Annotated in this window: 25 protein-coding genes, 1 other RNA gene and 1 riboswitch; of the genes, 13 read left to right on the plus strand and 13 right to left on the minus strand. The window is 58.0% G+C overall.

Annotated elements, in window-relative coordinates; all coding sequences use genetic code 11:
* Positions 1–56: 56 nt before the first annotated feature.
* The gene (locus GOX21_RS15340) at positions 57–686 is read left to right on the plus strand and encodes a ribonuclease T2 family protein (RefSeq protein WP_170378352.1); all 630 of its coding nucleotides are present in this window, start codon (positions 57–59) and stop codon (positions 684–686) included.
* Here the strand turns inward: GOX21_RS15340 and GOX21_RS15345 are convergent.
* From GOX21_RS15345 to GOX21_RS15365, 5 genes are all read right to left on the minus strand, one after another.
* A complete protein-coding gene (locus GOX21_RS15345; protein ID WP_170378354.1) occupies positions 683–1,171 on the minus strand; it encodes a hypothetical protein in 489 nt (162 codons plus the stop codon). The two genes, GOX21_RS15340 and GOX21_RS15345, sit on opposite strands and share 4 nt — an antisense overlap.
* 47 nt (positions 1,172–1,218) lie before the next feature.
* Positions 1,219–1,800 carry a hypothetical protein gene (locus GOX21_RS15350; RefSeq protein WP_170378355.1) on the minus strand — a complete coding sequence of 194 codons (582 nt, stop codon included), beginning with the start codon at positions 1,798–1,800 and terminating at the stop codon, positions 1,219–1,221.
* A 146-nt stretch (positions 1,801–1,946) separates the two neighbouring features.
* The gene (recR, locus tag GOX21_RS15355) at positions 1,947–2,540 is read right to left on the minus strand and encodes a recombination mediator RecR (protein WP_170350998.1); all 594 of its coding nucleotides are present in this window, start codon (positions 2,538–2,540) and stop codon (positions 1,947–1,949) included.
* A 64-nt stretch (positions 2,541–2,604) separates the two neighbouring features.
* Positions 2,605–2,949, minus strand: coding sequence for a YbaB/EbfC family nucleoid-associated protein (locus tag GOX21_RS15360; protein ID WP_170350997.1), 345 nt, complete (start codon positions 2,947–2,949; stop codon positions 2,605–2,607).
* Between the two features lie 235 nt (positions 2,950–3,184).
* The gene (locus GOX21_RS15365; protein ID WP_170378357.1) at positions 3,185–4,945 is read right to left on the minus strand and encodes a DNA polymerase III subunit gamma/tau; all 1,761 of its coding nucleotides are present in this window, start codon (positions 4,943–4,945) and stop codon (positions 3,185–3,187) included.
* 133 nt (positions 4,946–5,078) lie between these two features.
* Here GOX21_RS15365 and GOX21_RS15370 point away from each other — a divergent pair, with 133 nt between their 5' ends.
* The gene (locus GOX21_RS15370; protein ID WP_170378358.1) at positions 5,079–5,573 is read left to right on the plus strand and encodes a protein-tyrosine phosphatase family protein; all 495 of its coding nucleotides are present in this window, start codon (positions 5,079–5,081) and stop codon (positions 5,571–5,573) included.
* 1 nt (position 5,574) lies between these two features.
* Here the strand turns inward: GOX21_RS15370 and GOX21_RS15375 are convergent, their stop codons facing one another.
* A complete protein-coding gene (locus GOX21_RS15375) occupies positions 5,575–5,982 on the minus strand; it encodes a hypothetical protein (protein WP_170378360.1) in 408 nt (135 codons plus the stop codon).
* A gap of 83 nt (positions 5,983–6,065) precedes the next feature.
* A riboswitch (cobalamin riboswitch) is annotated at positions 6,066–6,286 on the minus strand.
* A 135-nt stretch (positions 6,287–6,421) separates the two neighbouring features.
* On the opposite strand from GOX21_RS15375, the gene GOX21_RS15380 reads away from it, so the two are divergent.
* Entirely contained in the window at positions 6,422–7,279 is an 858-nt protein-coding gene (locus GOX21_RS15380; protein ID WP_170378362.1) for an alpha/beta hydrolase family protein, read from the plus strand.
* 32 nt (positions 7,280–7,311) lie between these two features.
* Here GOX21_RS15380 and ffs read toward each other — a convergent pair.
* Together ffs and GOX21_RS15390 are read right to left on the minus strand one after the other, a co-directional pair.
* Positions 7,312–7,410: signal recognition particle sRNA small type (ffs, locus tag GOX21_RS15385), an RNA gene on the minus strand.
* Positions 7,411–7,449: 39 nt separating this feature from the next.
* On the minus strand, positions 7,450–9,330 hold the full coding sequence (locus GOX21_RS15390; protein ID WP_254428569.1) for a bifunctional 2',3'-cyclic-nucleotide 2'-phosphodiesterase/3'-nucleotidase: 1,881 nt from the start codon (positions 9,328–9,330) through the stop codon (positions 7,450–7,452).
* A 189-nt stretch (positions 9,331–9,519) separates the two neighbouring features.
* Between GOX21_RS15390 and nudC the strand changes: the two genes are divergently transcribed.
* From nudC to GOX21_RS15405, 3 genes are read left to right on the plus strand one after another with little or no spacing between them, the layout of a single operon-like run.
* Positions 9,520–10,500: an NAD(+) diphosphatase gene (gene nudC / locus GOX21_RS15395; protein ID WP_170378364.1), complete on the plus strand. Its 981-nt coding sequence runs from the start codon at positions 9,520–9,522 to the stop codon at positions 10,498–10,500.
* Positions 10,501–10,540: 40 nt separating this feature from the next.
* On the plus strand, positions 10,541–11,008 hold the full coding sequence (locus GOX21_RS15400; RefSeq protein WP_170350991.1) for an SRPBCC family protein: 468 nt from the start codon (positions 10,541–10,543) through the stop codon (positions 11,006–11,008).
* Positions 11,009–11,018: 10 nt separating this feature from the next.
* Positions 11,019–11,486 carry a GNAT family N-acetyltransferase gene (locus GOX21_RS15405; protein ID WP_170378366.1) on the plus strand — a complete coding sequence of 156 codons (468 nt, stop codon included), beginning with the start codon at positions 11,019–11,021 and terminating at the stop codon, positions 11,484–11,486.
* Between the two features lie 10 nt (positions 11,487–11,496).
* Here GOX21_RS15405 and GOX21_RS15410 read toward each other — a convergent pair whose 3' ends face one another.
* On the minus strand, positions 11,497–12,330 hold the full coding sequence (locus GOX21_RS15410) for a prephenate dehydratase (RefSeq protein WP_170350990.1): 834 nt from the start codon (positions 12,328–12,330) through the stop codon (positions 11,497–11,499).
* A 119-nt stretch (positions 12,331–12,449) separates the two neighbouring features.
* Between GOX21_RS15410 and GOX21_RS15415 the strand changes: the two genes are divergently transcribed.
* From GOX21_RS15415 to GOX21_RS15435, 5 genes are all read left to right on the plus strand, one after another.
* Positions 12,450–12,959 carry a c-type cytochrome gene (locus tag GOX21_RS15415; RefSeq protein ID WP_170351131.1) on the plus strand — a complete coding sequence of 170 codons (510 nt, stop codon included), beginning with the start codon at positions 12,450–12,452 and terminating at the stop codon, positions 12,957–12,959.
* 236 nt (positions 12,960–13,195) lie between these two features.
* Positions 13,196–15,034, plus strand: coding sequence for an extracellular solute-binding protein (locus GOX21_RS15420; protein WP_438826468.1), 1,839 nt, complete (start codon positions 13,196–13,198; stop codon positions 15,032–15,034).
* A gap of 9 nt (positions 15,035–15,043) precedes the next feature.
* Positions 15,044–16,129, plus strand: a complete 1,086-nt coding sequence (locus tag GOX21_RS15425; protein WP_170350988.1) for a microcin C ABC transporter permease YejB — start codon at positions 15,044–15,046, stop codon at positions 16,127–16,129.
* Positions 16,130–17,236, plus strand: a complete 1,107-nt coding sequence (locus GOX21_RS15430; RefSeq protein WP_170378370.1) for an ABC transporter permease — start codon at positions 16,130–16,132, stop codon at positions 17,234–17,236.
* The gene (locus tag GOX21_RS15435) at positions 17,233–18,810 is read left to right on the plus strand and encodes an ABC transporter ATP-binding protein (RefSeq protein WP_170378372.1); all 1,578 of its coding nucleotides are present in this window, start codon (positions 17,233–17,235) and stop codon (positions 18,808–18,810) included. The genes GOX21_RS15430 and GOX21_RS15435 overlap by 4 nt, the downstream gene beginning before the upstream one ends.
* A 28-nt stretch (positions 18,811–18,838) precedes the next feature.
* Here GOX21_RS15435 and GOX21_RS15440 read toward each other — a convergent pair whose 3' ends face one another.
* From GOX21_RS15440 to hemN, 3 genes are all read right to left on the minus strand, one after another.
* Complete coding sequence (locus tag GOX21_RS15440; protein ID WP_170350985.1) at positions 18,839–19,318, minus strand: DUF995 domain-containing protein; 480 nt, start codon at positions 19,316–19,318, stop codon at positions 18,839–18,841.
* A gap of 96 nt (positions 19,319–19,414) precedes the next feature.
* Complete coding sequence (locus tag GOX21_RS15445) at positions 19,415–21,346, minus strand: elongation factor G (RefSeq protein ID WP_170378373.1); 1,932 nt, start codon at positions 21,344–21,346, stop codon at positions 19,415–19,417.
* A gap of 175 nt (positions 21,347–21,521) precedes the next feature.
* Complete coding sequence (gene hemN, locus GOX21_RS15450) at positions 21,522–22,877, minus strand: oxygen-independent coproporphyrinogen III oxidase (protein WP_170378375.1); 1,356 nt, start codon at positions 22,875–22,877, stop codon at positions 21,522–21,524.
* Positions 22,878–22,938: 61 nt separating this feature from the next.
* Between hemN and fnrL the strand changes: the two genes are divergently transcribed.
* Complete coding sequence (gene fnrL, locus GOX21_RS15455; RefSeq protein ID WP_170350982.1) at positions 22,939–23,682, plus strand: transcriptional regulator FnrL; 744 nt, start codon at positions 22,939–22,941, stop codon at positions 23,680–23,682.
* A gap of 74 nt (positions 23,683–23,756) precedes the next feature.
* On the plus strand, positions 23,757–24,008 hold the full coding sequence (locus tag GOX21_RS15460) for a GlsB/YeaQ/YmgE family stress response membrane protein (protein ID WP_170378377.1): 252 nt from the start codon (positions 23,757–23,759) through the stop codon (positions 24,006–24,008).
* A gap of 38 nt (positions 24,009–24,046) precedes the next feature.
* Here the strand turns inward: GOX21_RS15460 and GOX21_RS15465 are convergent, their stop codons facing one another.
* Positions 24,047–24,886: a universal stress protein gene (locus GOX21_RS15465; RefSeq protein WP_170350980.1), complete on the minus strand. Its 840-nt coding sequence runs from the start codon at positions 24,884–24,886 to the stop codon at positions 24,047–24,049.
* Positions 24,887–24,978: the final 92 nt, after the last annotated feature.

The raw sequence follows: 24,978 nt of genomic DNA on the forward strand, positions 1-24,978 counted from the left end.
TTGTCGGGGAACTTGGGGCCTATATAGTCGCGGCAAGGCAAGAAGGGAAGAGGCGAATGCGCTGGGTGATTTTGTGGGTCTTGAGCGCGGTCGCCGCACTGGCAGACGGAGAGAAAGCCGGTGAATTCGACTATTACGTTCTGTCACTGAGCTGGTCGCCCAACTGGTGCGCCCGCGAAGGCGATGCACGTGGATCAGATCAATGCGATGCGCGCCATGACCATGGATGGATATTGCATGGGTTGTGGCCGCAATATCACCAGGGTTGGCCGGCGTTCTGTCGCACGGCTGAGGCACCGCCAACGCGCCGCATGACCCGCGAAATGACGGATATTCAGGGCTCTTCGGGTTTGGCGTGGCACCAGTGGAAAAAGCACGGAACCTGTTCGGGGCTGTCCGCGCCCGACTATTTCGCGCTGTCTCGGCAGGCTTATGACGGAGTTGCGCGTCCGCAGGTGTTCCGCCAATTGGAGACATCGGTCAAATTACCCGCCTCGGTGGTCGAAGAGGCGTTTTTGAAGGCCAATCCCGGTTTAGAGCGGGACATGATCACAATCACCTGCAAGCAGGGCTATATTGAAGAGGTCCGTCTGTGCCTGTCGCGCGACCTTAATCCAGTGCCTTGCGGCCGCGACGTTATCCGCGATTGCACAGCCAAGGACGCGCTGTTCGATCCGATTCGTTAGAGCTTCCGGTTCTGGCAGTCGCGGGCATAGTCCAGCGCTTTGGCGGTGCCCTTGAGATCAATCGCCATCACCACCTCACCGGCCGGGTTATAGACGGTCATGGTTTTGTTCTGCGCGATGGCGTTGACGAAACTGCGGTCGGTGAAGAACACTGTCGCGCCCGGCACATCACGCTGATTGAAGCCGATGGCAGTGGCATCAAAGCTTTTACCATCGAGTTCGAAGCGGATTGGGTAACTCTTACCCTGCTCAATATCGCCCCAGGCCTTGTTGTAGACGGCGAAATACCCGCGATTGTCCAACGCGTCATAGCCGATACGCACCACCGAGAGATCCTGATAGATCGTCTGGATCAGGCACCCATTTCCAAGCGCGGGGTCCATCATGATGTTCCAACCCTCAACAAAGCCCTTATCGATCAGTTCCTGTGACCAAGCGGCGGTAGCGGTGAATGCGGCGAAGGTGAGGGCGAGAAGGCGGGTCATGTGTTGGCTCCGGCAGATAGATTTGTTTTGCTATAGTTAAAAACAGCTTACGGTGAAACAGGGTTGGAGTGTTGTGTAGCCAAAACACTTGAGGTGTGCCCAATTAGGCCAGCTAACGTACGACGCCAGTTTTCAGCGTCAAATTCGTCAATGTTTCCAAACTTGAAATACCAAACCGCCGCAGAGAAACAGCGATAAACATTCTCGGTGTTTCGGTTGAGTTCATTATGCACTGAAACAACGAGCTTTTGCTTTCCAACAGTGAACCCCTGAATATAGCATTCTTCTGTATTGGTTGGTTGGCGCATCACTGTCTCTGCAATTTCCTCAGGAAGCCCCTCGAGAGTTGGTCGCGTCACTCTTTGATCGCTAATTGTATTTTGCCCGGAATAAAAAAAGAAACTTATATCTTCTAGGATTCCCCCTGAGCTGAATTCTATTTTTTTGTTACTGTCCAGTATTTCCAGAGTCATAGCGATTGAAAATATGCCAACAAGATCGCTTTCATTTTCAACATTAAGCCCAACGGAAAAGTCTCCATATGAACTGTTGAAAAGTGGTCCAGATACCGCCTGAGTTATTGTTCCAATTTGAAAGAAAGCGGCCATAAATAGATTGCAGAGTTTCATGCTAAATCTGGGTTCTTTCGTGGAAAGTGAATGGTATAGATCGGAGAATGCCCATCCCCTGTCGGCTTTTGCAAGGTCGAACTCTTATCCAGTTTTGTATGTGTCCTGGCGCGGAACAATTTGTCTTTTGCAATTTCGGAAAGTGACTATAACTCTTTCCGCGCCCTCAACGCAGCCGTGATCGTCCCGTCATCCAGATAATCCAGCTCTCCGCCAATCGGCACGCCTTGGGCCAGCGAGGTCAGGCGGACCTGTCCCTCCAACTGATCGGCGATGTAGTGGGCGGTGGTCTGGCCGTCGACGGTGGCGTTCAGGGCGAGGATGATTTCGGTGATCCCCTCGGCTGTCACGCGGTCTTTGAGGCGAGGAATGCGAAGTTCGTCCGGGCCGACACCGTCCAGTGCCGACAACGTGCCGCCCAGAACGTGATAACGGCCTTTGAATACGCCTGCGCGTTCCATTGCCCACAGGTCGGCCACGTCTTCGACCACGCACAGCTCTCCGGTCGCGCGGTCCTCGCTGTCGCAGATGTCACAGATATCGGTGGTGCCGACGTTGCCGCAGTTCAGGCATTCGCGGGCGGTGATGGCAACTTGCTGCATGGCGTCCGACAGGGGTGTCAGCAGCAGGGCGCGCTTGCGGATCAAGTGCAAAACCGCGCGGCGGGCCGAGCGGGGGCCTAGGCCCGGCAGCTTGGCCATCAGATCGATCAGGTTGTCGATATCGCTGTTCGAACTCACCGAGGGTGCTCCTGCAAATGGGCCGGGCAGAGGCGCCCGGCCGATGATCCGTCAGGAGGGTGTATCAGAACGGCAGCTTGATGTCTGCGGGCAGGCCCATGCTTTCGGTCAGCTTCGCCATTTCGGCCTGTGCGCGTTCAGTCGCTTTGGTTTGTGCGTCCTTGATGGCGGCCAGGATCAGGTCCTCGACCACTTCCTTGTCGTCGCCGTTAAAGATCGATGGGTCGATGTCCAGACCTTTCAGCTCACCTTTTGCGGTGGCGGTGGCCTTGACCAGTCCTGCACCGGATTCGCCAACGACCATCATATTGTTCAGCTCTTCCTGCATGTCGGTCATCTTGGCCTGCAAGTCCTGCGCGGATTTCATCATCTTGGCCATGTCGCCCAGACCGCCGAGTCCTTTGAGCATCGGTATTCTCCTGTGTATCGCTTTGTCGCCTAAATACGGGCGGTACCCGTGTGGCACAAGGGGGTGGGGTTGCTCCCGCCCGTCGTCAAGGTCTTTGAAAGACCTTTCCTCCCGTTGGGCCCGGCAGCGCGGGCAAAGCCCGCGCTGCCGGGCCCAAGGCCGCTCAGGGCGATCGGCGTCAGCCGATGGCCTGTGGCGGGTGCGGGAGGATTTCGGGGGTGTGTGTTGAAGTGGCTCAGTCTTCCTCGAACGGGTCCCATTCGTCTTCGACCTCGGGCAGGGCTTCGGTTTCGACCTTGGCTGCGCGTTGCTCTGGCGTTTCGATGCTTTTGATCCGCGCCTTCGGGAATTGGGCCAGAACCGCCTGCACCAGCGGGTGTTCGCGGGCTTCTGCCTTCAATGCTTCCTCAGCCGCGTTTTCCTTTTCATAGATCGTCTCGCCGCCGCCTTCGTTGACGACAGTGACTGCCCAGCGGTTACCGGTCCATCGCTGCAGGGCGGTCCCCAGACGTTGCGCCAACTGGGCCGAGGCACGCTGGGTCGGTTGGAATTCGATACGCCCGGGTTGATAGGCTGCAAGCCGCAAAGACCGCTTGACCTCATCCAGAAGCACGCCGTCCCGGTTTGCGCGGATCAGTTCGACCACATGATCGAAGGTCGGGTAGCGTGCCAGGGCGGCCTGCACATCCTGCGCCAACGCCGCGCTGGGAGCGCCGCCGCCGCCACCATGGGCGGGAGCTGCGTAAGAAGGTGACACCGGCACTTGCGTCTGAACCGCGGCATGCGATGGCGCCGGTATCCCGCCACCGGGTCCGCCATTTGGCGGTGGGGGCGTGTCTTGCAGACGTTTGATCAACTCTTCCGGGCTGGGCAGGTCTGCCACATGGGTCAGCCGGATCACTGCCATTTCAGCTGCCATCATGGCATTTGGGGCCGCCGAGACCTCTTCCAGTGCTTTAAGCAACATCTGCCACATCCGGGTCAGGACGCGCATCGGCAGGGCCTCGGCCATTTGTTGACCACGCGCGCGCTCGTCCGGCGAAACGGTGGGATCATTGGCTGCGTCTGGCGTGATTTTAACCACAGAGACCCAATGGGTGATCTCGGCCAGATCGCGTAGCACGGCCAGCGGATCGGCTCCTTCGGCATATTGCCCGCCCAACTCGGTCAGCGCGCCTGCAGCGTCCCCGCGCAGGATCATGTCCATCAGGTCCAGTACCCGACCGCGATCAGCCAGGCCCAGCATCGCGCGGACCTGATCGGCGCTGGTTTCACCCGCACCGTGCGAGATCGCCTGATCCAGCAGCGAAGTCGCGTCCCGGGCCGAACCCTCGGCTGCACGGGTGATCAGCGCCAGCGCGTCATCCGCGATCTGAGCGTTTTCCGCCGCCGCGATCTTGCTGAGCAGGCCGATCATGTCCTCGGGCTCGATCCGACGCAGGTCAAACCGCTGACAACGGGACAGCACCGTCACCGGCACTTTGCGAATCTCGGTTGTGGCAAAGATGAACTTCACATGCTCGGGCGGTTCCTCAAGCGTCTTGAGCAGCGCGTTGAACGCACTGGTCGACAGCATGTGGACCTCGTCGATAATGTAGATCTTGTAGCGCGCACTAGCCGCGCGATAGCGGACGCTGTCGATGATCTCGCGAATATCGTTCACACCGGTGCGGCTGGCGGCGTCCATCTCCATCACATCGACGTGGCGGCCTTCCATAATGGCCACGCAATGCTCGCATTGGCCGCAGGGTTCCGTGGTCGGCTTACCCTCGCCATCGGGGCCGATGCAGTTCATGCCCTTGGCGATGATCCGGGCCGTGGTGGTTTTGCCGGTACCGCGAATGCCGGTCATGATGAAGGCCTGCGCGATGCGGTCGGCCTCGAACGCATTTTTCAGCGTGCGCACCATTGCGTCTTGACCGACGAGATCGGCAAAGGTTTCCGGGCGGTATTTGCGGGCAAGAACCTGATAGGCGGGGCTGGGCGTGTCGTTCATATCTGCTCTGTCGGATTCGGGTTCCGATGCAGCGTAGAGACCCCTGCCGCCCGCGTCCACAGCAGGCTTGGGTGAATTTCGGTTTGCAGCACAATTTGCACGCCTTAGAAGCGAGTATTAGGGAGGGTCCGTAGTGAGCCAGTTCGCACTTCATTCAGTTCAGATTGGAAACGGCACCGTTGCCTTGTCGCCCCTTCCGGGGCGCGATGGCGGGTATACGCGGGACTTGGGAACGATCCGCGACTGGCAGCCGGATCTTGTGATCTCGATGACCACCGAGGTCGAAATACTGCAAGAGGGCGCAAGTGGGCTTGGCGAAGACCTGCACGCACTCAATATCAAATGGGTGCATCTGCCGGTTGCGGATTTCGGTACGCCGCCTCCTGAGGTTGACGCGGCGTGGGGCAGTGTCAGCCCTGCGGCGACTGATATCCTGTCCCGCGGGGGGCGGGTGCTGGTGCATTGCCGGGGCGGCTGTGGCCGGTCCGGGATGATCGTGCTGCGCCTTATGGTCGAGCATGGCGAAGACCCCGAGACAGCGTTGGCCCGTTTGCGTGCGGTGCGGCCCTGCGCCGTCGAGACCGACGGCCAGATGGAATGGGCCGCCCTTGGGCGGACGCGCGACTAGATCAGAGCGCCACCTGCCGTTCTGCCTGTGCTACCGGGTTGGGCGGGATCGCTGTGACCTCAAGCATGGCGCAGGGTGGAGTGGTTAGCATGCCTGCAGGGCGTATAGTCACATCCGGGCCGAACATCATATCTGCGTAATCATCCAGCGACTCGAGGGGCGCATCCTCGCTTGTTCCACAAAAGACGCGGATCAAGTCTTTTTGCGCGCGAAACCGAGCGCTGCAGCCTTGCGCGCAAAAGGCCAGCTCAGAGCTGCCGTCGAACTCAAAATCAGGCGTGGTTGCCGGAACGGCAGCGTCCATCGCCTGCACGATCGCGCGCGCCATCTGTGCCAGCGCCGGACAGGTTTTGCCTGTGCGTTGACAGACAGTTGCGGAATATTGGTGTGTCCTTGTCTTCCAGATCATATTGCGCCCTCCGCGCGTGGGACAGGGGCAAGGATCAGGTGTGACAGCGTACTGACGACCTGCCCGGACGCCCCGCCCGAGTTTCGGTTTCTTGTTCGATGGCAGGTCTCCTGACTTGCGGGTCGTTGCGTTGCCGACCTTCCCAGCCTTACGGCCAGTGGTGTTTCGGCATTGCTCACCGCTTACAGTTGCGGGGGCAGTCGCGGCTTTGGTTCGTTCCGGTTTCCCGGGCAGAACCGCACCGTGTTCCCTTTTCATCCCGCCCCGGCGACCGGGGACGAGAACCATCACCCAATCGCTAGCGGGTAGGGGTGACCTGAGTCAAGCCGCCTTTTGGTGGGGCAAAGTGGACGCATGGTCATGCTGAAACAGGATTGACTTAGGGTGGCAAAAGATGCCGTTTGAGATGGTGAACTAATCGGTTCAGATTGAGGGCGCCATGCTGGATACCGCACAAGCTGTTTTGACCGAGGATTTTCAGTTTCCTTCTGGTTCGACTCAACTGTCGGCTCGGCTGTACCTGCCGGTGGCCGAACCTGGGATTGCAGTGGTGATCCACAGCGCAACCGGGGTGCCGCGCGACTATTATCAGCATTTCGCACGCTGGTTGGCTGCGGAACATGGCATGGCCTGTCTGACCTATGATTACAGCGATTTTGGTCATTCGCTGAGCAGACCATTGAAGTCAGCTCAGGCCACGATGGCGGATTGGGCGCTGATCGACATGCCTGCGGCACGGGCCGAGATGCGCAGGCGATACCCCGACGCGCAGCACTGGAGCATCGGCCATTCCGTCGGCGGTATGCTGGGGCCGATTCAGCCCGATATTGATCAGATCGACCGCATGATCTGCGTCTGTGCCGGGCCGGTGACTGTGTCGGACCATCCCTGGCCTTATCGGGCGTTGGCTTTGTTGTTTTGGTACGGGCATGCGCCCCTGGCCGTAAAAGCGCTGGGTTATCTGCCGGGTAAGGCACTGGGATTCGGGTCGGACCTGCCTGCCAGCGTGTATTGGCAGTGGCGCCGCTGGTGTACTGCGCCGCGCAACTACCTGCCCGAAATTGGCGTGTCCTTGCCCGAGGCCCGCTGGGCACAGTCAGACACACCAGTGAATCTGTTCAGCTTTGAGGATGACGATCTGGTGCCAAAGAACGCGGTCTGGCGGCTGGCTGATCTGTACGGGCCCAACGCCCGCCGCCATTTGTTGTCTCCGGGCGAGTTCGGCCTGTCCAAGGTTGGCCATATCGGTGCATTTGCCCGGCGCAACGCGGCGGTCTGGCCACGGTTGATTGCCTAGGCCTGTTCGCAACAATTCAATGTCGGGAGTTTAAGTGAGAGGTTGGACATCGACCCAAGCGGGGCTCGTTGTGGCTGCTTCCTTCCGGACCTGACCAGGTTGGCGAGGCGCTCGCCCGCGCCAACCTCTCGGGGTTTGATATAGGCAACGGGCGCAGGAAACACAACCCGTCAGAGCGTCAAACGGATCAGCAAAAAGCCCTCATCGTCTTCTCCGACGACGTGAGGGTCATATTCTTCAAGCTCGGCAATGTGGGTTTGTGCCTTCGGACCGGTTCTTAACAGCGCAGTCGCGCCCTGCATCGGGGCAAAGCCAAAAGGATAGGACGCATATTGCAAGGGATCTTGTGGCAGTGCGCCGGACAGATAGTCCTGCAAGACGCGCTGAACAGGCAGGTTCGGCAGCGCGATGGGCTCGGCCTGATCAACAAAGGGAAAGTGACCCCCGCCATTGGCACGGTAATTGTTCAGTGCGACGACGAACCGTTGATCGGCGGTCATCGGTTGGCCGTCAAAGCGAATGTTGCGAATGCGCCGGTTGACGGGGTCGATCAAGTGACCGCCAGCGTCGAACCGGGCCGGTTGAGAGAGATCAAATTGATAAGTAAGCCCCTGTATAATATCAAAATTATGCCCCGCCCTGTTGATGTCGACCAATGTGGTCTGATGTCCCGGCGTAATCTGGTTGAACACGCCTGCAGACATCTCAAGCCAGTCGCTGATCTGCTCTCCGGTGACAACTACCGCCTGCAGCTCATTGGGAAACGCATACATGTCGTTGACATGGCGCAGGCATATCTGGCCGGGCGGGACGTCGGTGAAAAACCGGGGGCCGGCACGCCCCCCGAACTTTGAAGGCGCGGTCGCGGACAGAACAGGAAAATCCGCAAATGACGTGTCCTGCAGATAGGGCCGCAGGGCTGCTGCCTGGGCCGCGGCGGTCAGAACCAAACCTCTGTCCGGGGCGCAAAAACTGAAATAGCTGTGCAAATGCTGATCGGTCTGGCCAACGGGTTGCGCCGTGCTCCGCCGGGTTTCCGAATGGCCCCGGGCGAAAAGGCGCGCCAAAACAGGGTCTTCCTGGATAGGCTTGGGTGAGCCGTCGGGTTTGGTTGGGCATATCGAACGCAGACTGACGCGATGATCCTGAACGGTCCAATGGCCATTTCCCGCCCTGTCCAATGTCAGGTCGATCACCCCCAGAAATGACCCGGGCGCACCGGGCATGACCACCGGCTTTCCGTGAACCAGACCCCGATTTGCATCGACGTGCTCAATCCCGTCATGTGCGTTTCCGGGCAGTGTCAGATGTGAATGCCCGGCAATCAGCGCATCAATTCCTTCGATACCGGCCAGCGGGATGACGGCATTTTCCAAACCCGTTTCCGGTTCGGCCGACCCTATCCCTGTATGCGCCAACGCAAGGATCAAATCGCAACCCTGCGCTTTCAGATTCGTCACTTTTTGTGCGGCGCAGGTCAGGATATCTTCGATGACGACCTTGCCTTGTAGCAGGTGTGCTTCCCATTTGGCTGTCTGCGGTGGCAGGACTGAGAACGCACCAATTTTTAGCGTAACATGTTGATCATCAAATTTTATTTCTCGATTCAAAATCGCATGATCTTGCCAGCAGGAGGGGGTGTCTTGTCGGTGTGCATTGCTGCAAATCACCGGACACGCAGCATCTGCAATCACACGGCCCAGCGTTTCCAGTCCAAAGCCGAAATCATGATTTCCGAGCCCGATTGCGTCATAACCCAGCTCGGAAAATGCCTGCATCAGGATGTGCGGCGCATTTTCGGATTGAACCGCCCATTCCCCCAGTGGCGTGCCTTGCAGTGAATCTCCGTTGTCGCACAGAACCACCAGAGCACCCTGCGCTTCGGCCTCGGACCTGGCTGCCCGGATCAGGCTGGCGGTGCGGGTAAATCCGATTGAGGGGTCGGGGGTGTCCGAATAATAATCGAAGCCGCATAGATTCATATGCAGATCGGATGTTGCCAGAACCCGTATCTTCAGTGGTGCGCGGGACGGGAGAAGGGGATGTGTCAAATTTCTACTTCTGGCGGTTATATGTTAATCATTTTCTCCAAAAAGTATAATAAATGCAACTTGCATAGCGTGCTTTTCGTCAATTGACGGCTTCAAGTTTTCGGGTGATGCGAATTGGCATTGCAACATTGGCATTGCAACAAAAGGGCAGCCGTGGCAGCCCTGTGCCGACGACCCAAGGGAAATCCTATGAAACACGCGGAACTGGTGACATTTGGCAGCTCGGGCCTTGATCGCGCGGCGCATATTCGAGGGAATGCAGACCATTTGGCGCAGGTGCGCGCGCATCCGCAAGCGACCTGCCTGTTGCTGTGGCGTGGTAAGCCGCTGGTTCAAGGGGAAGCACTGGACCGCCTGGGGTTGATTCCCATAACCCACGGACTGGTACAAAACGGCCCGGGCGGCAGTATTGAAGAACCTGTATTTCTGGGACTTTCAGACGGTGATCCGGTTTTTGCGCTGGATATCTCGGGCTGGTCCCCCGAGGGGCTGGACATGTCGCAGGTCGGTGCCTTTTTCGACCCGTCGGAACAGCAGCACCCGGACCTGCCAACAGGCCATGTCTTTGCTGAGTTGCGCCGGATCATGACCCGACTGTCTGCCCGCGATGCGGAATTGGCTGCGGCCGCCAAGGCCGTTATTGGCTGGCACGAAACGCATCGGTTCTGTGCCCGTTGTGGCGCACCCAGCGAAGTATCCCAAGCTGGATGGCAGCGCAGTTGCGCCGAATGCGGTGGGCAGCATTTTCCGCGCACCGATCCGGTGGTCATTATGCTGATCACCCATGGGGATTCGGTTTTGATGGGGCGATCACCGGGCTGGCCCGAGGGGATGTATTCCCTGCTGGCTGGATTTGTCGAGCCCGGAGAAACGCTTGAGGCAGCGGTTCGACGTGAGGTGATGGAAGAGGCAGGCGTGCCGGTTGGTCCGGTCAGCTATCTATCCAGCCAACCTTGGCCATTCCCGGCCTCGCTGATGTTTGGTTGCGCGGGTGAGGCGTTGTCGCGCGAGATCACCATTGATCCGGTGGAAATCGAAGATGCAATGTGGGTCAGCAAGCCCGAGATGATGCAGGCCTTTGCCGGGGAACACCCGGTCCTGCTGCCAGCTCGCAAGGGGGCCATTGCGCATTTCCTGCTGCAAAACTGGCTTGCGGATACGCTGGACTGACAAAATACTAGGCCAATAGACAAGAGACCCACGAACCATCATGCAGTTTACAGCACGCGAAGATATCGAAGCCCCGATCAATGCGGTGTTCGAAATGGTCGCTGACTTTGAGCGGTTCGAACGCATGGCCATGCGCCGGGGGATCGAAGTAAGGCGCATGTCGGGTCATATGGGTGTTGTGCCCGGTACGCAGTGGGAAACCGAGTTCAACCTGCGTGGCAAGCCCCGCCATGTTGCGATTGAGATGGCTGAATGCGACCCGCCTGCCTTGATGCGGTTTCAGGCAGCAAGCAAGGGCATGAACGGGACAACAACTGTCGAGTTTCTGGCCTTGTCGCAGCGCCGCACCCGCTTGAGTGTCGAGATGGCGCTGGCGGCGAAAACTCTGCCGGCCAGGTTGTTACTGCAGTCACTGAGACTGGGCCAATCGCGGTTCCGACGACAATTCCAACTGCGGCTCAGCGAGTTCGCGCGCGAGATGGAAGAACGCCATCTGCACGGTTCCTGACAGGAGGCAAATGGACAATCTGATCATCCGACAGGCCGGTTTGGACGACGTCCAAGGCATTTCAGACGTGTTGCATGAAATCACTGCTGCCGGAAAACGCACAAGACCGAGAGATCCGGGCTTTGTACTAACGAACTATGTCGGGCACCCGGATCAGTTGACATGTGTCTTGGCACTCAGCGAAACCCGAATTTTGGGGTTCCAGTCCATGAAACGGGCGGTCGCAGCCAATCCTTACGGAGTACAAGTCGGCTGGGGAATCATCGGTACCCACATTCGACCCTCGGCCGCGCGTTGCGGGGTGGGGCGGGCCTTGTTTCAGGCGACATTGAAGGTTGCCAAAGAGCAGGGCATTCCCGCCATCGACGCCACCATTGCGGCAAGTAACGCCGAAGGTTTGGCCTATTACGCCGCAATGGGGTTTATCGATTACAGATCACACGAAGGGGCTGTGTGCAAAGCCTACACAGTTGGATGAAACCAGGCGCTTACCCGCGCGAATGCGCTGCGGGGTAGACGCCCAGTACTTCGACATTGGTGGTGAAATGCTCCAGCTCTTCCATGGCCAGCTGCACGTTGCGGTCTTCGGGGTGTCCGACGATATCGGCATAAAACTGGGTCGCGGTGAATGACCCGTCGACCATATAGCTTTCCAGCTTTGTCATGTTGATACCGTTGGTGGCAAACCCGCCCATCGCTTTGTACAGCGCAGCCGGAATGTTGCGCACCTGAAACACGAAACTGGTGATCATGCCATGCGGGCCGCGTCGGGACATGTCCGCCTGCCGCGACATAACCAGGAACCGCGTGGTGTTGTTGTCCTGATCTTCGATGTGACGGGCCAGCACGTTCAGCCCATAGATTTCGCCCGCCAGCTCACTGGCCAGTGCCGCAGAATGCAAATCACCTTGCTCCGAGACCTCACGCGCGGCGCGCGCGTTGTCGGGGCTGACACGGCCGCGAATGTCGTGTTCTTTCAGAAAGCCTGCGCATTGCGGCAGTAGAACCAAATGCGAATGCGCCTCGGTAATATCTTCAAGCGTTGCCCCGGGGACGGCTAGCAGATTGATATGCACGCGTACGAAGGCCTCATCAATGATGTGCAGCCCACTATGGGGCAGCAGGCGGTGAATATCCGCCACCCGGCCATAGGTGGTGTTTTCGACCGGCAGCATCGCCAGATCAGCTTCGCCTGACCGAACCGATTCGATCACATCTTCGAAAGTACGGCAGGGCAGGGCCTCCATATCGGGGCGTGCATTGCGGCAGGCCTCGTGGCTATAGGCGCCTGGTTCTCCCTGAAATGCGATACGATTGCTCATTTGGTCGATTCCGTGCAACAAGTTCTAGAATTGGGCGTTTAGTCGCGGTGTCTATACCTTGCCTCTTGCAAGGGGAAGCCTTAGACACCCCGCAGACAGCTGAAATGGACTCGCGATCAATGTTCGACACGATGACAGTTACCAAGGCCGCCGCAGGCCTGTTTGGCACCTTCCTGGTGCTTCTTCTGGCCAAATGGGGTGCCGAAGTTCTCTACCATGCGGATGGGCATGGCGAGACAGCCTCTTACATTATCGAAACCGAAAGCGCTGGTGAAAGCGCCGACGGTGAAGAGGTGGTCTTCGAAGATATGCTGGCCGCCGCCGATCCGGAAAAAGGCGCCCGTGTCTTCCGTAAATGCACCGCCTGCCACAAGCTGGAGGACGGCGCAAACGGTACCGGCCCCTACTTGTACGGTGTCGTAGATCGCCCGGTTGCATCAGCCAACGGCTTCACCGGCTATTCAGCCTCGATGCAGGCCCATGGCGGCAATTGGACTCCCGAAGCGCTGGATGCGTTCCTCGAGCGCCCAAGTGCTTACATCTCAGGTACTTCGATGAGCTTTGCCGGTCTGAAGAAACCGCAAGAGCGCGCCGATCTGATCGCGTATCTGCAGACCATCGGCAATTGATCGTTTGATCAAAGCATGATTTTCTAAGCCGCTGCCTCGCGCAGCGGCTTTTTTTTGCCTAAGAAAAACTTCACAAAGTGTTCACGCATTCTAAACTTGAACCTGACAGTGCTGGTCATTTAGCTGGCGCGAACAAGATAAAAGACACAACGACCCAGAGGATGAGCAAAATGATATCCAATCGACTTACTGCACAGGCGCGCTCGGTGGATATTAAGGGTTGGTCGCACGCTTTGATGTTCGGGTTGATTGTGGTCATGCTAACCTCGGCGCAGCTTTTTGCGGAAGAAAAGATAATCAAAAGCCACGGATTCTCGGAATTCGGCGATCTGAAATACCCCGAAGGTTTCGCTCATTTCGACTATGTGAACCCCGACGCTCCGCGCGGGGGAGAGCTATCTTATGCCGCGCAAGGCACGTTCTCTAGTTTGAACCCGTTTACGCGGAAAGGGCGCGCAGGCGCGCGGTCTGCTGACCAATATGAAACCCTGCTGATACCATCCTATGATGAGCCCGCAGCCTATTACGGGTTGCTGGCCGAAAGCTTGGAATACCCGGAAAGTCAGGATTGGGTTATTTTCAACATGCGGCCCGAGGCCCGGTTTTCCGATGGCAGCCCCGTGACCGCCGAGGATGTTGTGTTTTCCCACAATCTGCTGCTGGATCAGGGGCTGAAGTCTTATGCAGATGCGGTGCGCAAACGTATCCCACGCGCCGAGGCACTGGATGAACATAGGGTCAAATTCTATTTCGCACCGGATATCTCGCGCCGGGCACTGATCTCGCAGGTGGGCGGAACGCCGGTGTTTTCCAAAGCCTGGTTCGAAGCAGACCCGGAAAACCGGCGTCTGGATGAACCGCGTTTGGTTCAGGGGGTTGGATCGGCCCCCTATGTTCTGGACAGCTATGACATCAACCGGCGCATCATTTACAAGCGCAACCCCGATTATTGGGGCGATCACGTCAACGTAAATGTGGGTCGCAACAACTATGACACCATCCGGATCGAGTACTTCAGTGACTCGATTGCCGCGATGGAGGGATTCAAGGCAGGCACGTTCACGTTGCGGCAGGAAAACAACTCGAAAAGCTGGGCGACCGCCTATGATTTTCCGGCCATTGCGAACGGCTGGGTCATTCGGGACGAGTTGGCGAATGGAAACGTGCCATCTGCGTCGGGCTTCATCATGAATCTTGATCGCCCACAGTTGCAGGATCCGCGTGTTCGCGAAGCCATCCAGCTCGGTTATAATTTCGAATGGACCAACGAAAGCCTGCAGTACGGGTTGTTCCAACAGCGCAGTTCGTTCTGGGAAGGCACGCACCTTGAGGCGACTGGCCTGCCCGAAGGGCGTGAATTGGAGGTGCTGCAAAGCCTCGGCGATGCGTTGGACCCGGACGTTCTGACCGAGGAACCGGTCAGTGCTCATGAATCGCGCCCGGCGCGTCAGAACGACCGTCGCAACCTGCGCGCGGCGATGAAGCTGTTGGACGAGGCCGGTTGGCTGGTTGGTGATGACGGCATTCGCCGGAACGAAAGGGGCGAAGTGTTGTCGATCGAGTTTTTGTCGGACCAGCCGACGCTGGACCGCATTGTTCAGCCCTTTGTCGACAACCTTCGGGCAATGGGTATCGACGCGCTGTATAACCGGGTGGACAATGCCCAGTTCACGCTGCGCCGCCGGGATCGGGATTTTGACATGATCGTCGGCGGGTATCCGAAATCACTGCAGCCTTCGACTGGCCTGTATCAGCAATTCGGGACCGAGGCGGCCTCGTATTCTGTATTCAACCCGTCGGGTGCGCATGGTCCCGATATTGAACCATTGATCGACAACATCGTTGCCGCCACCGAAAGCGAGGAGCTTTTCGCCAATGTCCGCGCGTTGGACCGTGTTCTGAGGGCTAAGCGGATCATGGTTCCGACATGGTATCTGGGCAAATATTGGGTCGCGTATTGGGACATGTACGAATACCCGGAAAACCTGCCACCCTATGCGTTGGGCGTGGAAGACCTGTGGTGGATCAACGCCGAGAAAGAAGCCGAGTTGAAATCCTCGGGCGCGTTGAGGTAATCCGCCCCCATGGGAGCATATATTCTAAGACGCCTGTTGCTGGTCATCCCCACATTGCTTGGGATCATGATCGTCAATTTCACGCTGGTTCAGTTTGTCCCCGGTGGTCCGATTGAACAGATGATCGCCCAGATGCAAGGGGGCGGTGACGTGTTCGAAGGCATCGCAGGCGGCGGCAGCGATATCGAGCAGCAAACCAGCAGCGTGAATGACCGCTATATCGGCGCGCGCGGATTGCCGCCCGAATTTATCGAAGAGTTGGAAAAGGAATTTGGATTCGACAAACCTCCGGTCGAACGGTTCCTTGACATGTTGGGCAACTACATGACGTTGGATTTCGGCGAGAGTTATTTTCGCTCGATCAGCGTGATTGATCTAGTGCTGGAAAAAATGCCCGTTTCAATCTCGCTGGGCCTGTGGTCCACATTGATTGCCTATCTGGTGTCGATCCCGCTGGGTATTCGCAAGGCGGTCAAGGATGGTTCAAAGTTCGATACCTGGACCAGTGGCACCATCATTGTGGCCTATGCCATTCCCGGCTTCCTGTTTGCGATCCTGCTGCTGGTGCTGTTTGCCGGTGGGTCCTACTGGCAAATCTTCCCGCTGCGGGGGCTGACCTCGGACAATTGGGACAGCCTTAGCCTGATCGGCAAGATCGCGGATTATTTCTGGCACATCACACTACCGGTCATTGCCCTGACGATTTCCGCCTTTGCGACGCTGACGCTGCTGACCAAAAACTCGTTTCTGGATGAGATCAAAAAGCAATATGTCATGACCGCTCGCGCAAAAGGTTTGAGCGAGGGCAGGGTGCTGTATGGCCACGTGTTCCGCAATGCCATGTTGATCGTGATCGCAGGCTTTCCGGCGGTGTTCATTGGCGTCTTCTTCGGAAGTTCGATCATTATCGAGACGATCTTCTCACTCGATGGTCTGGGCCGTCTGGGGTTCGAGGCAGCAGTCGCACGCGACTACCCGGTGATCTTTGGCACGCTGTTCATCTTTGGCCTGATGGGTCTTGTCGTCGGTATCGTCAGCGATCTGATGTATGTGCTGGTCGACCCGCGCATCGATTTCGAAAAGCGGGAGGGGTAAATGGCGCTTTCCCCCCTCAATCAGCGCCGGTGGCGTAATTTCCGGCGCAATAGCCGGGCTTTTTGGTCGCTGATCATCTTCTCGGTACTGTTCGGTATCTCGCTGTTTGCCGAGTTCATCGCGAACGACAAGCCGATCCTGGTGAAATATCGGGGCGAGTTTTATACGCCGATCTTCAATTTTTACCCGGAAACTGAATTCGGCGGGGATTTCCAAACCGAAGCGATCTATCGCGACCCCGAAGTGAAATGCCTGATCGACAGTGGCGGGCTTGAAGAGTGTTTCGACGATCCCGAAGGGATCATTGACGAAATCAAAGACGGGACCTTTCAGGCCGAGGGGTTTGAACGCGGTTGGGCGATCTGGCCGCTGATTCCATACTCCTTCAACACCAGTGTGGATCGTCCGGGGGCCGCACCGCTGCCGCCCAATGGGCAGAACCTGTTGGGAACCGATGACACCAAGCGCGATGTGTTGGCTCGGGTCATCTATGGCTTCCGCTTGTCGATCCTGTTCACATTGATGGTCACAGGGGCCGCCAGCCTGATTGGCATTTTCGCCGGTGCAATTCAGGGCTTTTTCGGCGGCTGGTTGGATTTGGTCTTTCAGCGCATCATCGAGATCTGGTCGGCCACCCCATCGCTGTACGTGATCATCATCATGTTCGCCATTCTGGGTCGAAGTTTCTGGCTGCTGGTGGCGTTGATGATCCTGTTCAGTTGGACCGGATTGGTCGGCGTTGTCCGGGCCGAATTCCTGCGCGCGCGCAATCTGGAATATGTCCGCGCGGCACGGGCGTTGGGCGTGGGCAACATGACGATCATGTTCCGCCACATGCTGCCCAACGCGATGGTTGCGACGCTGACATTCATGCCGTTCATCGTCACTGGCACCATTGGCGGATTGGCCTCGCTGGATTTCTTGGGCTTTGGCTTGCCGTCTTCGGCGCCGTCGTTGGGGGAGTTGACCTTGCAGGCGAAACAAAACCTGCAGGCGCCGTGGCTGGCCTTCACTGCGTTCTTCACCTTTGCCATCATGCTATCGCTGCTGGTCTTCATCTTTGAAGGCGTTCGCGATGCGTTTGACCCCAGAAAGACCTTCTCATGAGCCTTTTGGATGTGAACAACCTCAAGGTCTCGTTCAAGCAGGACGGGCAGGTGAGCGCGGCGGTCAAAGGTGTTTCGTTCACCGTGGACCGGGGGGAAACCGTCGCACTTGTGGGGGAATCCGGATCAGGCAAGTCGGTTACGGCATTGTCCACCGTGTCGTTGCTGGGGGACAGTGCTATCGTCGAAGGTTCGGTCACCTATGACGGTGATGAGATGATCGGCGCTTCGCAAGACAAGCTGATGGACGTGCGCGGCAATGATATCAGCTTTATTTTTCAAGAGCCGATGACTTCGTTGAACCCGCTGCACACAATCCAAAAGCAGATGGCAGAATCGCTGGCCCTGCACCAGGGTCTGAGCGGAGATGCGGCACGCACACGTATTGTCGAACTGCTGACCAAGGTGGGGATTCGTGATCCGCAGGATCGGTTGGACAGCTATCCACACCAGTTGTCCGGTGGGCAGCGGCAGCGGGTCATGATCGCAATGGCGCTGGCCAACAAGCCCGACATTCTGATCGCGGATGAACCGACAACTGCCCTGGACGTGACCATTCAGGCTCAGATTCTGGAGTTGTTGGCCGAGCTGCAAAAGTCAGAGAATATGGGGATGCTGTTCATCACCCATGATCTGGGCATTGTGCGGCGCATCGCCGACCGGGTTTGCGTGATGAAGGATGGTGAGATCGTCGAGACCGGCGCCACTGCCGAGATCTTCAACAACCCGCAGCACCCCTATACGCAGAAACTGCTGGGGGCCGAGCCATCGGGCCATCCCGACCCCGTCGCCCCCGAGGCCGAAGAGGTCGCCCGTACCGATCACCTGAAGGTCTGGTTCCCGATCCAGCGCGGGTTTTTGAAACGGACCGTGGGCCATGTGAAGGCAGTGAACGACGCCACGCTTAGCGTGCGCGCGGGCGAGACGGTGGGCATTGTCGGTGAAAGCGGGTCTGGTAAGACGACGCTGGCGCTGGCGATCATGCGCCTGATTGCGTCCGAGGGGGCCATCACTTTTCGCGAACAGGACGTGCGCCGCTGGTCCACGCGAGAGTTGCGGCGGTTGCGCAAAGACATGCAGATCGTGTTCCAGGACCCGTTTGGCAGCCTTAGCCCGCGGATGACCTGCATGCAGATCATTGCCGAGGGCTTGGCGATCCATAAGGTCGACCCCCACCGTGCCCCGCGCGAATTGGTGGCCGAGGTGATGACCGAAGTGGGGTTGGACCCGGCGGCAATGGACCGATACCCGCATGAATTCTCGGGCGGACAACGTCAGCGTATCGCGATAGCGCGCGCCATGGTGTTGCGGCCCAAGCTACTGGTACTGGACGAACCGACCAGCGCGCTGGACATGACGGTGCAGGTGCAGATCGTTGATCTTTTGCGCAATCTTCAGCGGAAATACGGGCTGGCCTATCTGTTCATCAGCCACGACCTGAAGGTGGTCCGGGCGATGTCTCACAAGGTGATTGTCATGCGGAACGGAGATGTCATCGAAATGGGTGCGGCTGAAGATTTGTTCGAAAATGCTCAGACAGATTATACCCGTGAACTGATTGCGGCAGCGGGGTAGGGTGAGTTCCTACCCGCGCGGCAAAGGGTTATAGACCCAGATCTTTCTTCAATTTGTTGAACTTTCTTTGGTGCGGGTTGCCTCTGACTTGCGAACGGATACTGTGGCGATACCAGTTTGACTTCTCAGGGATAAATCTCTCCCAGATTGTTCCGTCCGGGGCTGTCACAAACTCCCAACATTCTTCGAAACGTTTGTATTGCCTCGCACCGTTTTCGAACCAGTACCAGTCAGTCTCGTTACACAGTTTACCTCTGTTTGTGACGTACCATCGCCCAATGCCAACGGCGCCTTCTTTTTGCCCTATCCCCTGTAAGGTGCCGTTAGGTGCCCAATAGAACGACCCTCCAAGTCTCCAATTTGTTGTCTTGCCGGAATAGAGCTGAGCTATCGTTTGTGGGTCAGTGCGTTTTGCGCCTTTGGGTTTCCCCTTGGCAAGGCTTTCCCCGGCAGCCAGAAAAATGGCCGCGACTACAAATGTCGTCAGGACGGTTGTTGAATACGCCATAACTACGGCTCCTCTTTAAATAACAAACCTGAAATGTGGGGCGGCCCTCCTGTGTATTCTCTGACCGGGGTGCCGGTCAGAGGTTTTTTGAGAATTTCACTGTGCGTTGGCGGCCTCGCGCGCTGCACTTTTCGGAAGTGGTCCGCGCAGCTCTTCATAGTGATCAAAGTTCAGCTTGACCCAACCGGTGCCACGTGTGGCACTGGCGAGGGTTCGGTGCAACTCGTCCTCGGCCACGGCGGGCAATTGGGCGTTGAAGATCTCCCAGCCTGAGGCGTTGGGATTGCCTTCAAAGCCCAGAACCTGGCCTTGCAGCGAACTTATGGTCGGAACCAGATCGCCTACAAAATCCGACGGCAGGTGGATTTCGGCACTCAGGATCGGCTGCAGGACCACCGGTTTGGCTTGTGGCAGGGCCTCACGCACAGCATTCTTGCCTGCGGTACGGAAGGCATAGTCCGAGCTGTCCACGTTGTGGTGCTTGCCATCGCTAAGCGTGACTTTCACATCAACCACCGGAAAGCCCTCGGGCCCCTGCACCAACGCATCCTTGGCGCCGTGTTCGACCGATGGAATATAGTTCTTGGGCACCGCGCCCCCCTTTACGATTTCCTCGAACTGGAACCCCGAACCCCGCGGCATTGGCGCAACCGAGATTACTACGTCTGCGAACTGTCCAGCCCCTCCAGATTGTTTGCGGTGGCGGTGACGGTGTTCGACGGGTGCGCGAATGGTTTCGCGATAAGCGGTCTCAACCGCGTCGGCAGTAATCTCGATCCCGAAATCCTCATCTAGTTTGGCGGTGACACGACGCATGTGTTGCGGACCTTGTGAACCCAGAATTGCATGACCGCTAAGTTCGTCCTGTTCCAAATGCAGGCCGGGGTCGATCTCGACCAGACGGGTCAGTGCGTTAGACAGGCGCACGTCGTCTCGCTCATGGGTGGGCGACACGATCTGACGATGCGCTGCCGGGTGGGAACCAGCCCATTCGGGCAGAGGGGTCGCCGAAGAACTGTCATAGAGATTGCCGGGATTTAGGTGATCGGATTTCACGGCGAGCCCAATTTGCCCGGCTGGTAGCTCGGCAATCTGCGTCTTGGCGTCCAGCGTAGTCAGGTTGCCGACGGTTTCGCCGCCCAGATTCTCATGCGCTTTCACACCTGCGCCCAGCCCGCGCAGAACGACGATCTTGCCGATATGTTTTTTTACATCCGCGAAGCCAGCGATCGCGCGGGCGTTTTCTGCCGCTTCGTCGCGCCCGGCGGCTATGTCAAACTCCGGGGCCTCGTGCCGCAGGGCTTTCATCAAACGAGTCAGCCCGTTTCCATGGCTGGCCGCGCCCAAACAGGCGGGTATCAGCTGGTGGTTCTGCAGCACTTGTGCGGCCAGATCGTAAACCTCGGCGCTGGGCGGTTGCTTGTCTTCGATCAGTTGCTCAAGCAAGTTGTCGTCGAAATCTGATAAGGTTTCCAACAATTCCGTGCGGGCCTCCTGTTCGCGGTCCTCGACCGATTGCGGCAATTCAATTAGGGCTGAGGGCTGGCCTTCCTGATATTTCCAGGCCCGCTCCGAGATCAGATCAACCGCACCGACGATCGTGTCGCCCTCGCGGATCGGCACCTGACGCAGGGCGATGTGGTGGGTGCAATAGGTCTGCAACGCCGCAATGATGTCGCGAATCCGGCCATTGGGGTTGTCCATACGGTTGATGAACAGGAAGCAGGGAATGCCAGCCTCTTCGACCAGTCGCAGATATGGGGCGCACAGAACGGCGGCCAGCGGGTCGGGCGGCACGACCACCACGGCGGCGTCCGAGATTGCCATGGCAGGGCCGACATAGGCCAGATTATCGCCGCCGCCATCGACATCAATGGCGCACCAGGGTTCGTCTAAATAAGAAAAACCGTGCAAATGCACGGTTCCGGATACGTCGAATGTGGTGGACCGGCCGTCGAGGCGGCTGATGGCCTCGACCAGAGTGGTTTTGCCCGATTGGCTGGGGCCGAGGACGGTGAAAACGCGCATGGGTGCTGTCCCTCTTTCAAATTGCAGATCGGCTGCACGAAAGGGATAGCCTTACGCAAATGCGTTGGCGCGAACTGTCTGGTATTGGGCCTGCCTCGGGTGCGGGCGGGTTCCGCCCGCCCTGCAAGTGTGGAAAAAACTGACCCGCCGCGTCAAGCCCTGACCTGCCTTGATGTCAGATTGCCGAACTGTGGCCGGCCAAGCTTAGGTCATAGGCGTCAAAGCTGCGGGCAATCATGCGGGTCAGCGGCCGGGCCTCGGGCGGGATGAACAAGCCATCTTCGGTGATCCACAGCAGGCCGTCAAAGGCTGTATTGGCAGCCTGATACATAGCCTGCAACTCTGGCCCGGTGATGTCGTGATTGCCCAGAACCTCGGCTGTATTGATCTGGAAATCGCACATCAGCGCTTCGATCAGCCGGGCGCGCAGAACGTCCTGCCCTTTGAACAAGTGCCCGCGTGAGGTCGAGAACCGCCCTTCGCGAATCGCCTTGGTATGGGCAGATGTTGCGGGCGCATTCTGGGCATAGCCTTGCGGAAAGCGCGAGATAGAGCTGGCACCAACCCCGATCAGAACCTCGGCCTGATCGTCGGTATAGCCCTGGAAGTTCCGCTTTAACCGCCCGGCCTTGAGCGCATGGGTCAGGCCGTCATCTTGCGTGGCGAAATGGTCAATGCCGATCTCGGCATAGTCATCCCACATGAACAGGCGGCGGGCGGTGTCGAACAGATCAAGACGTTCTTCGGGGGTCGGCAGGGCATCTGAGGGGATCAGTTGCTGCCGCTTGGCCATCCATGGCACATGGGCATAACCGTATAGCGCGACACGATCCGGGCTGAGCGACAGAAGTTTCTGCACGCTTTCCGTCATCCGCAATTTGGTCTGGTGCGGCAGGCCATACAGGATATCCGCATTCAGGCTGCTGATCCCACGGGCGCGGATCATGTCCACGGCTTTGCGTGTGACGTCATAGCTTTGGATGCGCCCGATGGTCTTCTGAATTTCGTCGTCGAAATCCTGCACCCCGATTGAGGCGCGGTTCATCCCGGCCTCGGCCAATGCGTCCAGACGGGCCTCATCAATCTCGTTCGGGTCGATCTCGACCGAGAACTCGGCATTCGGGCCCAGCGGTACGACATCCAGAATCCGCGCGGCCAGATCCCGCATCAGATCCGGGTTCAACAGGGTTGGCGTACCGCCACCCCAATGCAGGCGCGACAGGGTAATGCCCTCGGGCAGGCGTTCAGCCAGCAGGTCAAGCTCGGCTTTCAGAACGTCCACATAGGCAATCACCGGGTTGTCGGTTTGCGTGCCCTGCGTGCGGCAGGCGCAGAACCAGCACAGCCTGCGGCAGAACGGGACATGGACGTACAACGACACCTCGCTGCCCGGCTTCAGGCCGGAAATCCAGTCGGAATAAAGGCTTGACCCCACGTCATTGCTGAAGTGGGGGGCGGTGGGATAGCTTGTATAACGCGGGACTTTCGCGTCAAATAGTCCAAGCTTGGCCAATTGTGGTTTCACTATCATGGCGATAGCTTTAAGGGACGGACCGTCTAGATGCTTTGACCGAGATCAAGTGGAAACGTGCATGACACCGATACTCAAATTCGACCATACAAACTGCGGAGATTGCCCCATCCGGCATCGTGCAGTATGCGCCCACTGTGATGCGAACGAGCTGGTAGAGCTTGAAGGCATCAAATACTATCGCAGTTTTGAGGCTGGTCAGACGATCATCTGGTCAGGGGATCAGATGAATTTTGTGGGCTCGGTCGTGTCAGGCATCGCCTCGCTGACCCAGACAATGGAAGATGGTCGCACCCAGATGGTTGGCCTTTTGCTGCCCAGTGATTTCGTCGGGCGGCCAGGCCGCGATTCTGCGCCATACGATGTGCTGGCAACAACCGATCTGGTCATGTGTTGTTTTCGCAAGAAGCCGTTCGAAGACTTGATGAGCAATACCCCGCATATTGCACACCGGCTGTTGCAAATGACGCTGGACGAGCTGGACGCCGCGCGCGAGTGGATGTTGGTGCTGGGGCGCAAGACTGCGCGAGAAAAGATTGCCAGCCTGCTGTCGATTATCGCCCGGCGCGATGCGTCGATCAATCAAAAGGGAAACACGGGGCCGATCGTGTTTGACCTTCCGCTAACCCGCGAGGCGATGGCGGACTACCTTGGGCTGACGCTGGAAACAGTCAGTCGGCAGATCTCGGCCCTGAAAAAGGATCAGGTCATCACGTTGGAAGGCAAACGCCACGTGACGATTCCGGATATGGGCCGCCTGATGGAAGAGGCAGGCGACGACTCGGATGGAGGTTTTCTGGTCTGACACGCTTGCAGCGTGACTGGATCGGCTGGCCATGTTTAACTGGGGTCATTTGAAGCAGACCTCAGGAGTAAGTCATGGGATTCAGTAGCATTCTGGCGATGCTGTTCATCGGCGCGATCGCCGGGTGGCTGTCGGGCAAGATCATGGAAGGCCGCGGCTTTGGCCTGATTGGCAATATCATCGTCGGCATTGTAGGCGCGTTTTTGGCCGGTTTGATCTTTCCCGCGCTGGGCTTTGCTGTTGGAGGCGGTGTCCTTTCAACTATTTTCTTCGCCACCATCGGTGCGATCATCCTTCTGTTTCTGATCGGATTGGTGAAAAGGTAAAAACCGCCCCAAGGGGCGGTTTTCTGTAACAGCCTATACTAGTGAGCCAGGAACACCGGTACCGTGGCTTGTTCCAACATGTTCCGTGTCGCGCCGCCCAAAATGGCCTCGCGGAACCGCGAGTGTCCGTAGGCTCCCATCACGATCATGTCTGCCTCGGTATCTGCGGCGTGACGATTCAGGATATCGGATACCCGCGTCATGGTCTTGCTCAGCACGTCGATTTCGCATTTCACGCCATGGCGGGCCAGCATCTGCGACAGCATCCCACCAGGGTCCGAGCGGTCGGGGCCGTGGCGCGGCGGATCAATCACGACGATGCGCACCAGATCGGCTTGCGTCAGAAACGGTAGCGCGCGGCGGATGGCTCGCATGGCCTCGACGCTCTCGTTCCAGCCGATCAGGATGTTGCCCGGTCGTGCGAACGGGGTTGCATCGTCAGGAACGACTAGAACAGGCGCGTGACCTTCGAACATGGCAGCTTCGACAATGGGTTCGGCCTCGGCGTCGCGGTCAGGTCCGTAAGGTTGCGGGAGAATGACAAGATCGGAAAACCGCGCGCGGTGCGCCACGTGGCGCCCGATATCCGAGATCTGGGCAACACCGCTTTCGGCGGACCAGCGGATTCCAGTCTTGCCCAGATAGTCTTTGGCATAGGCCAGCACCTCTTCGGCTTCGGCATTCGCGCGGCTCAGTGTTTCCTGGAGTATCAGGGCGTTTGCGCCGGCGTAGTAATATCCCGTCTGGCTGCGGTCGACGCCCAGACACAAAGCCTCGGCATGCGCGTCTTGCGAAGCAGTCAGAGCGGCCATCTGGGCCAGAGGCGCGTCACTGTGGTTCGTGTCTGTCATCACCGTGAGAAGAGATTTGTATGCCATTTTGACCTCTTGTCTTTCAGGCTCATGTACCTGCGGCCCTATGGCCCAGTTGTCAGTTTACGATTGTCACAGAAATCAGTGTATTGTCTTGA

It is taken from the genome of Ruegeria atlantica, assembly GCF_013032005.1.
GTDB lineage: Bacteria > Pseudomonadota > Alphaproteobacteria > Rhodobacterales > Rhodobacteraceae > Ruegeria > Ruegeria atlantica_A.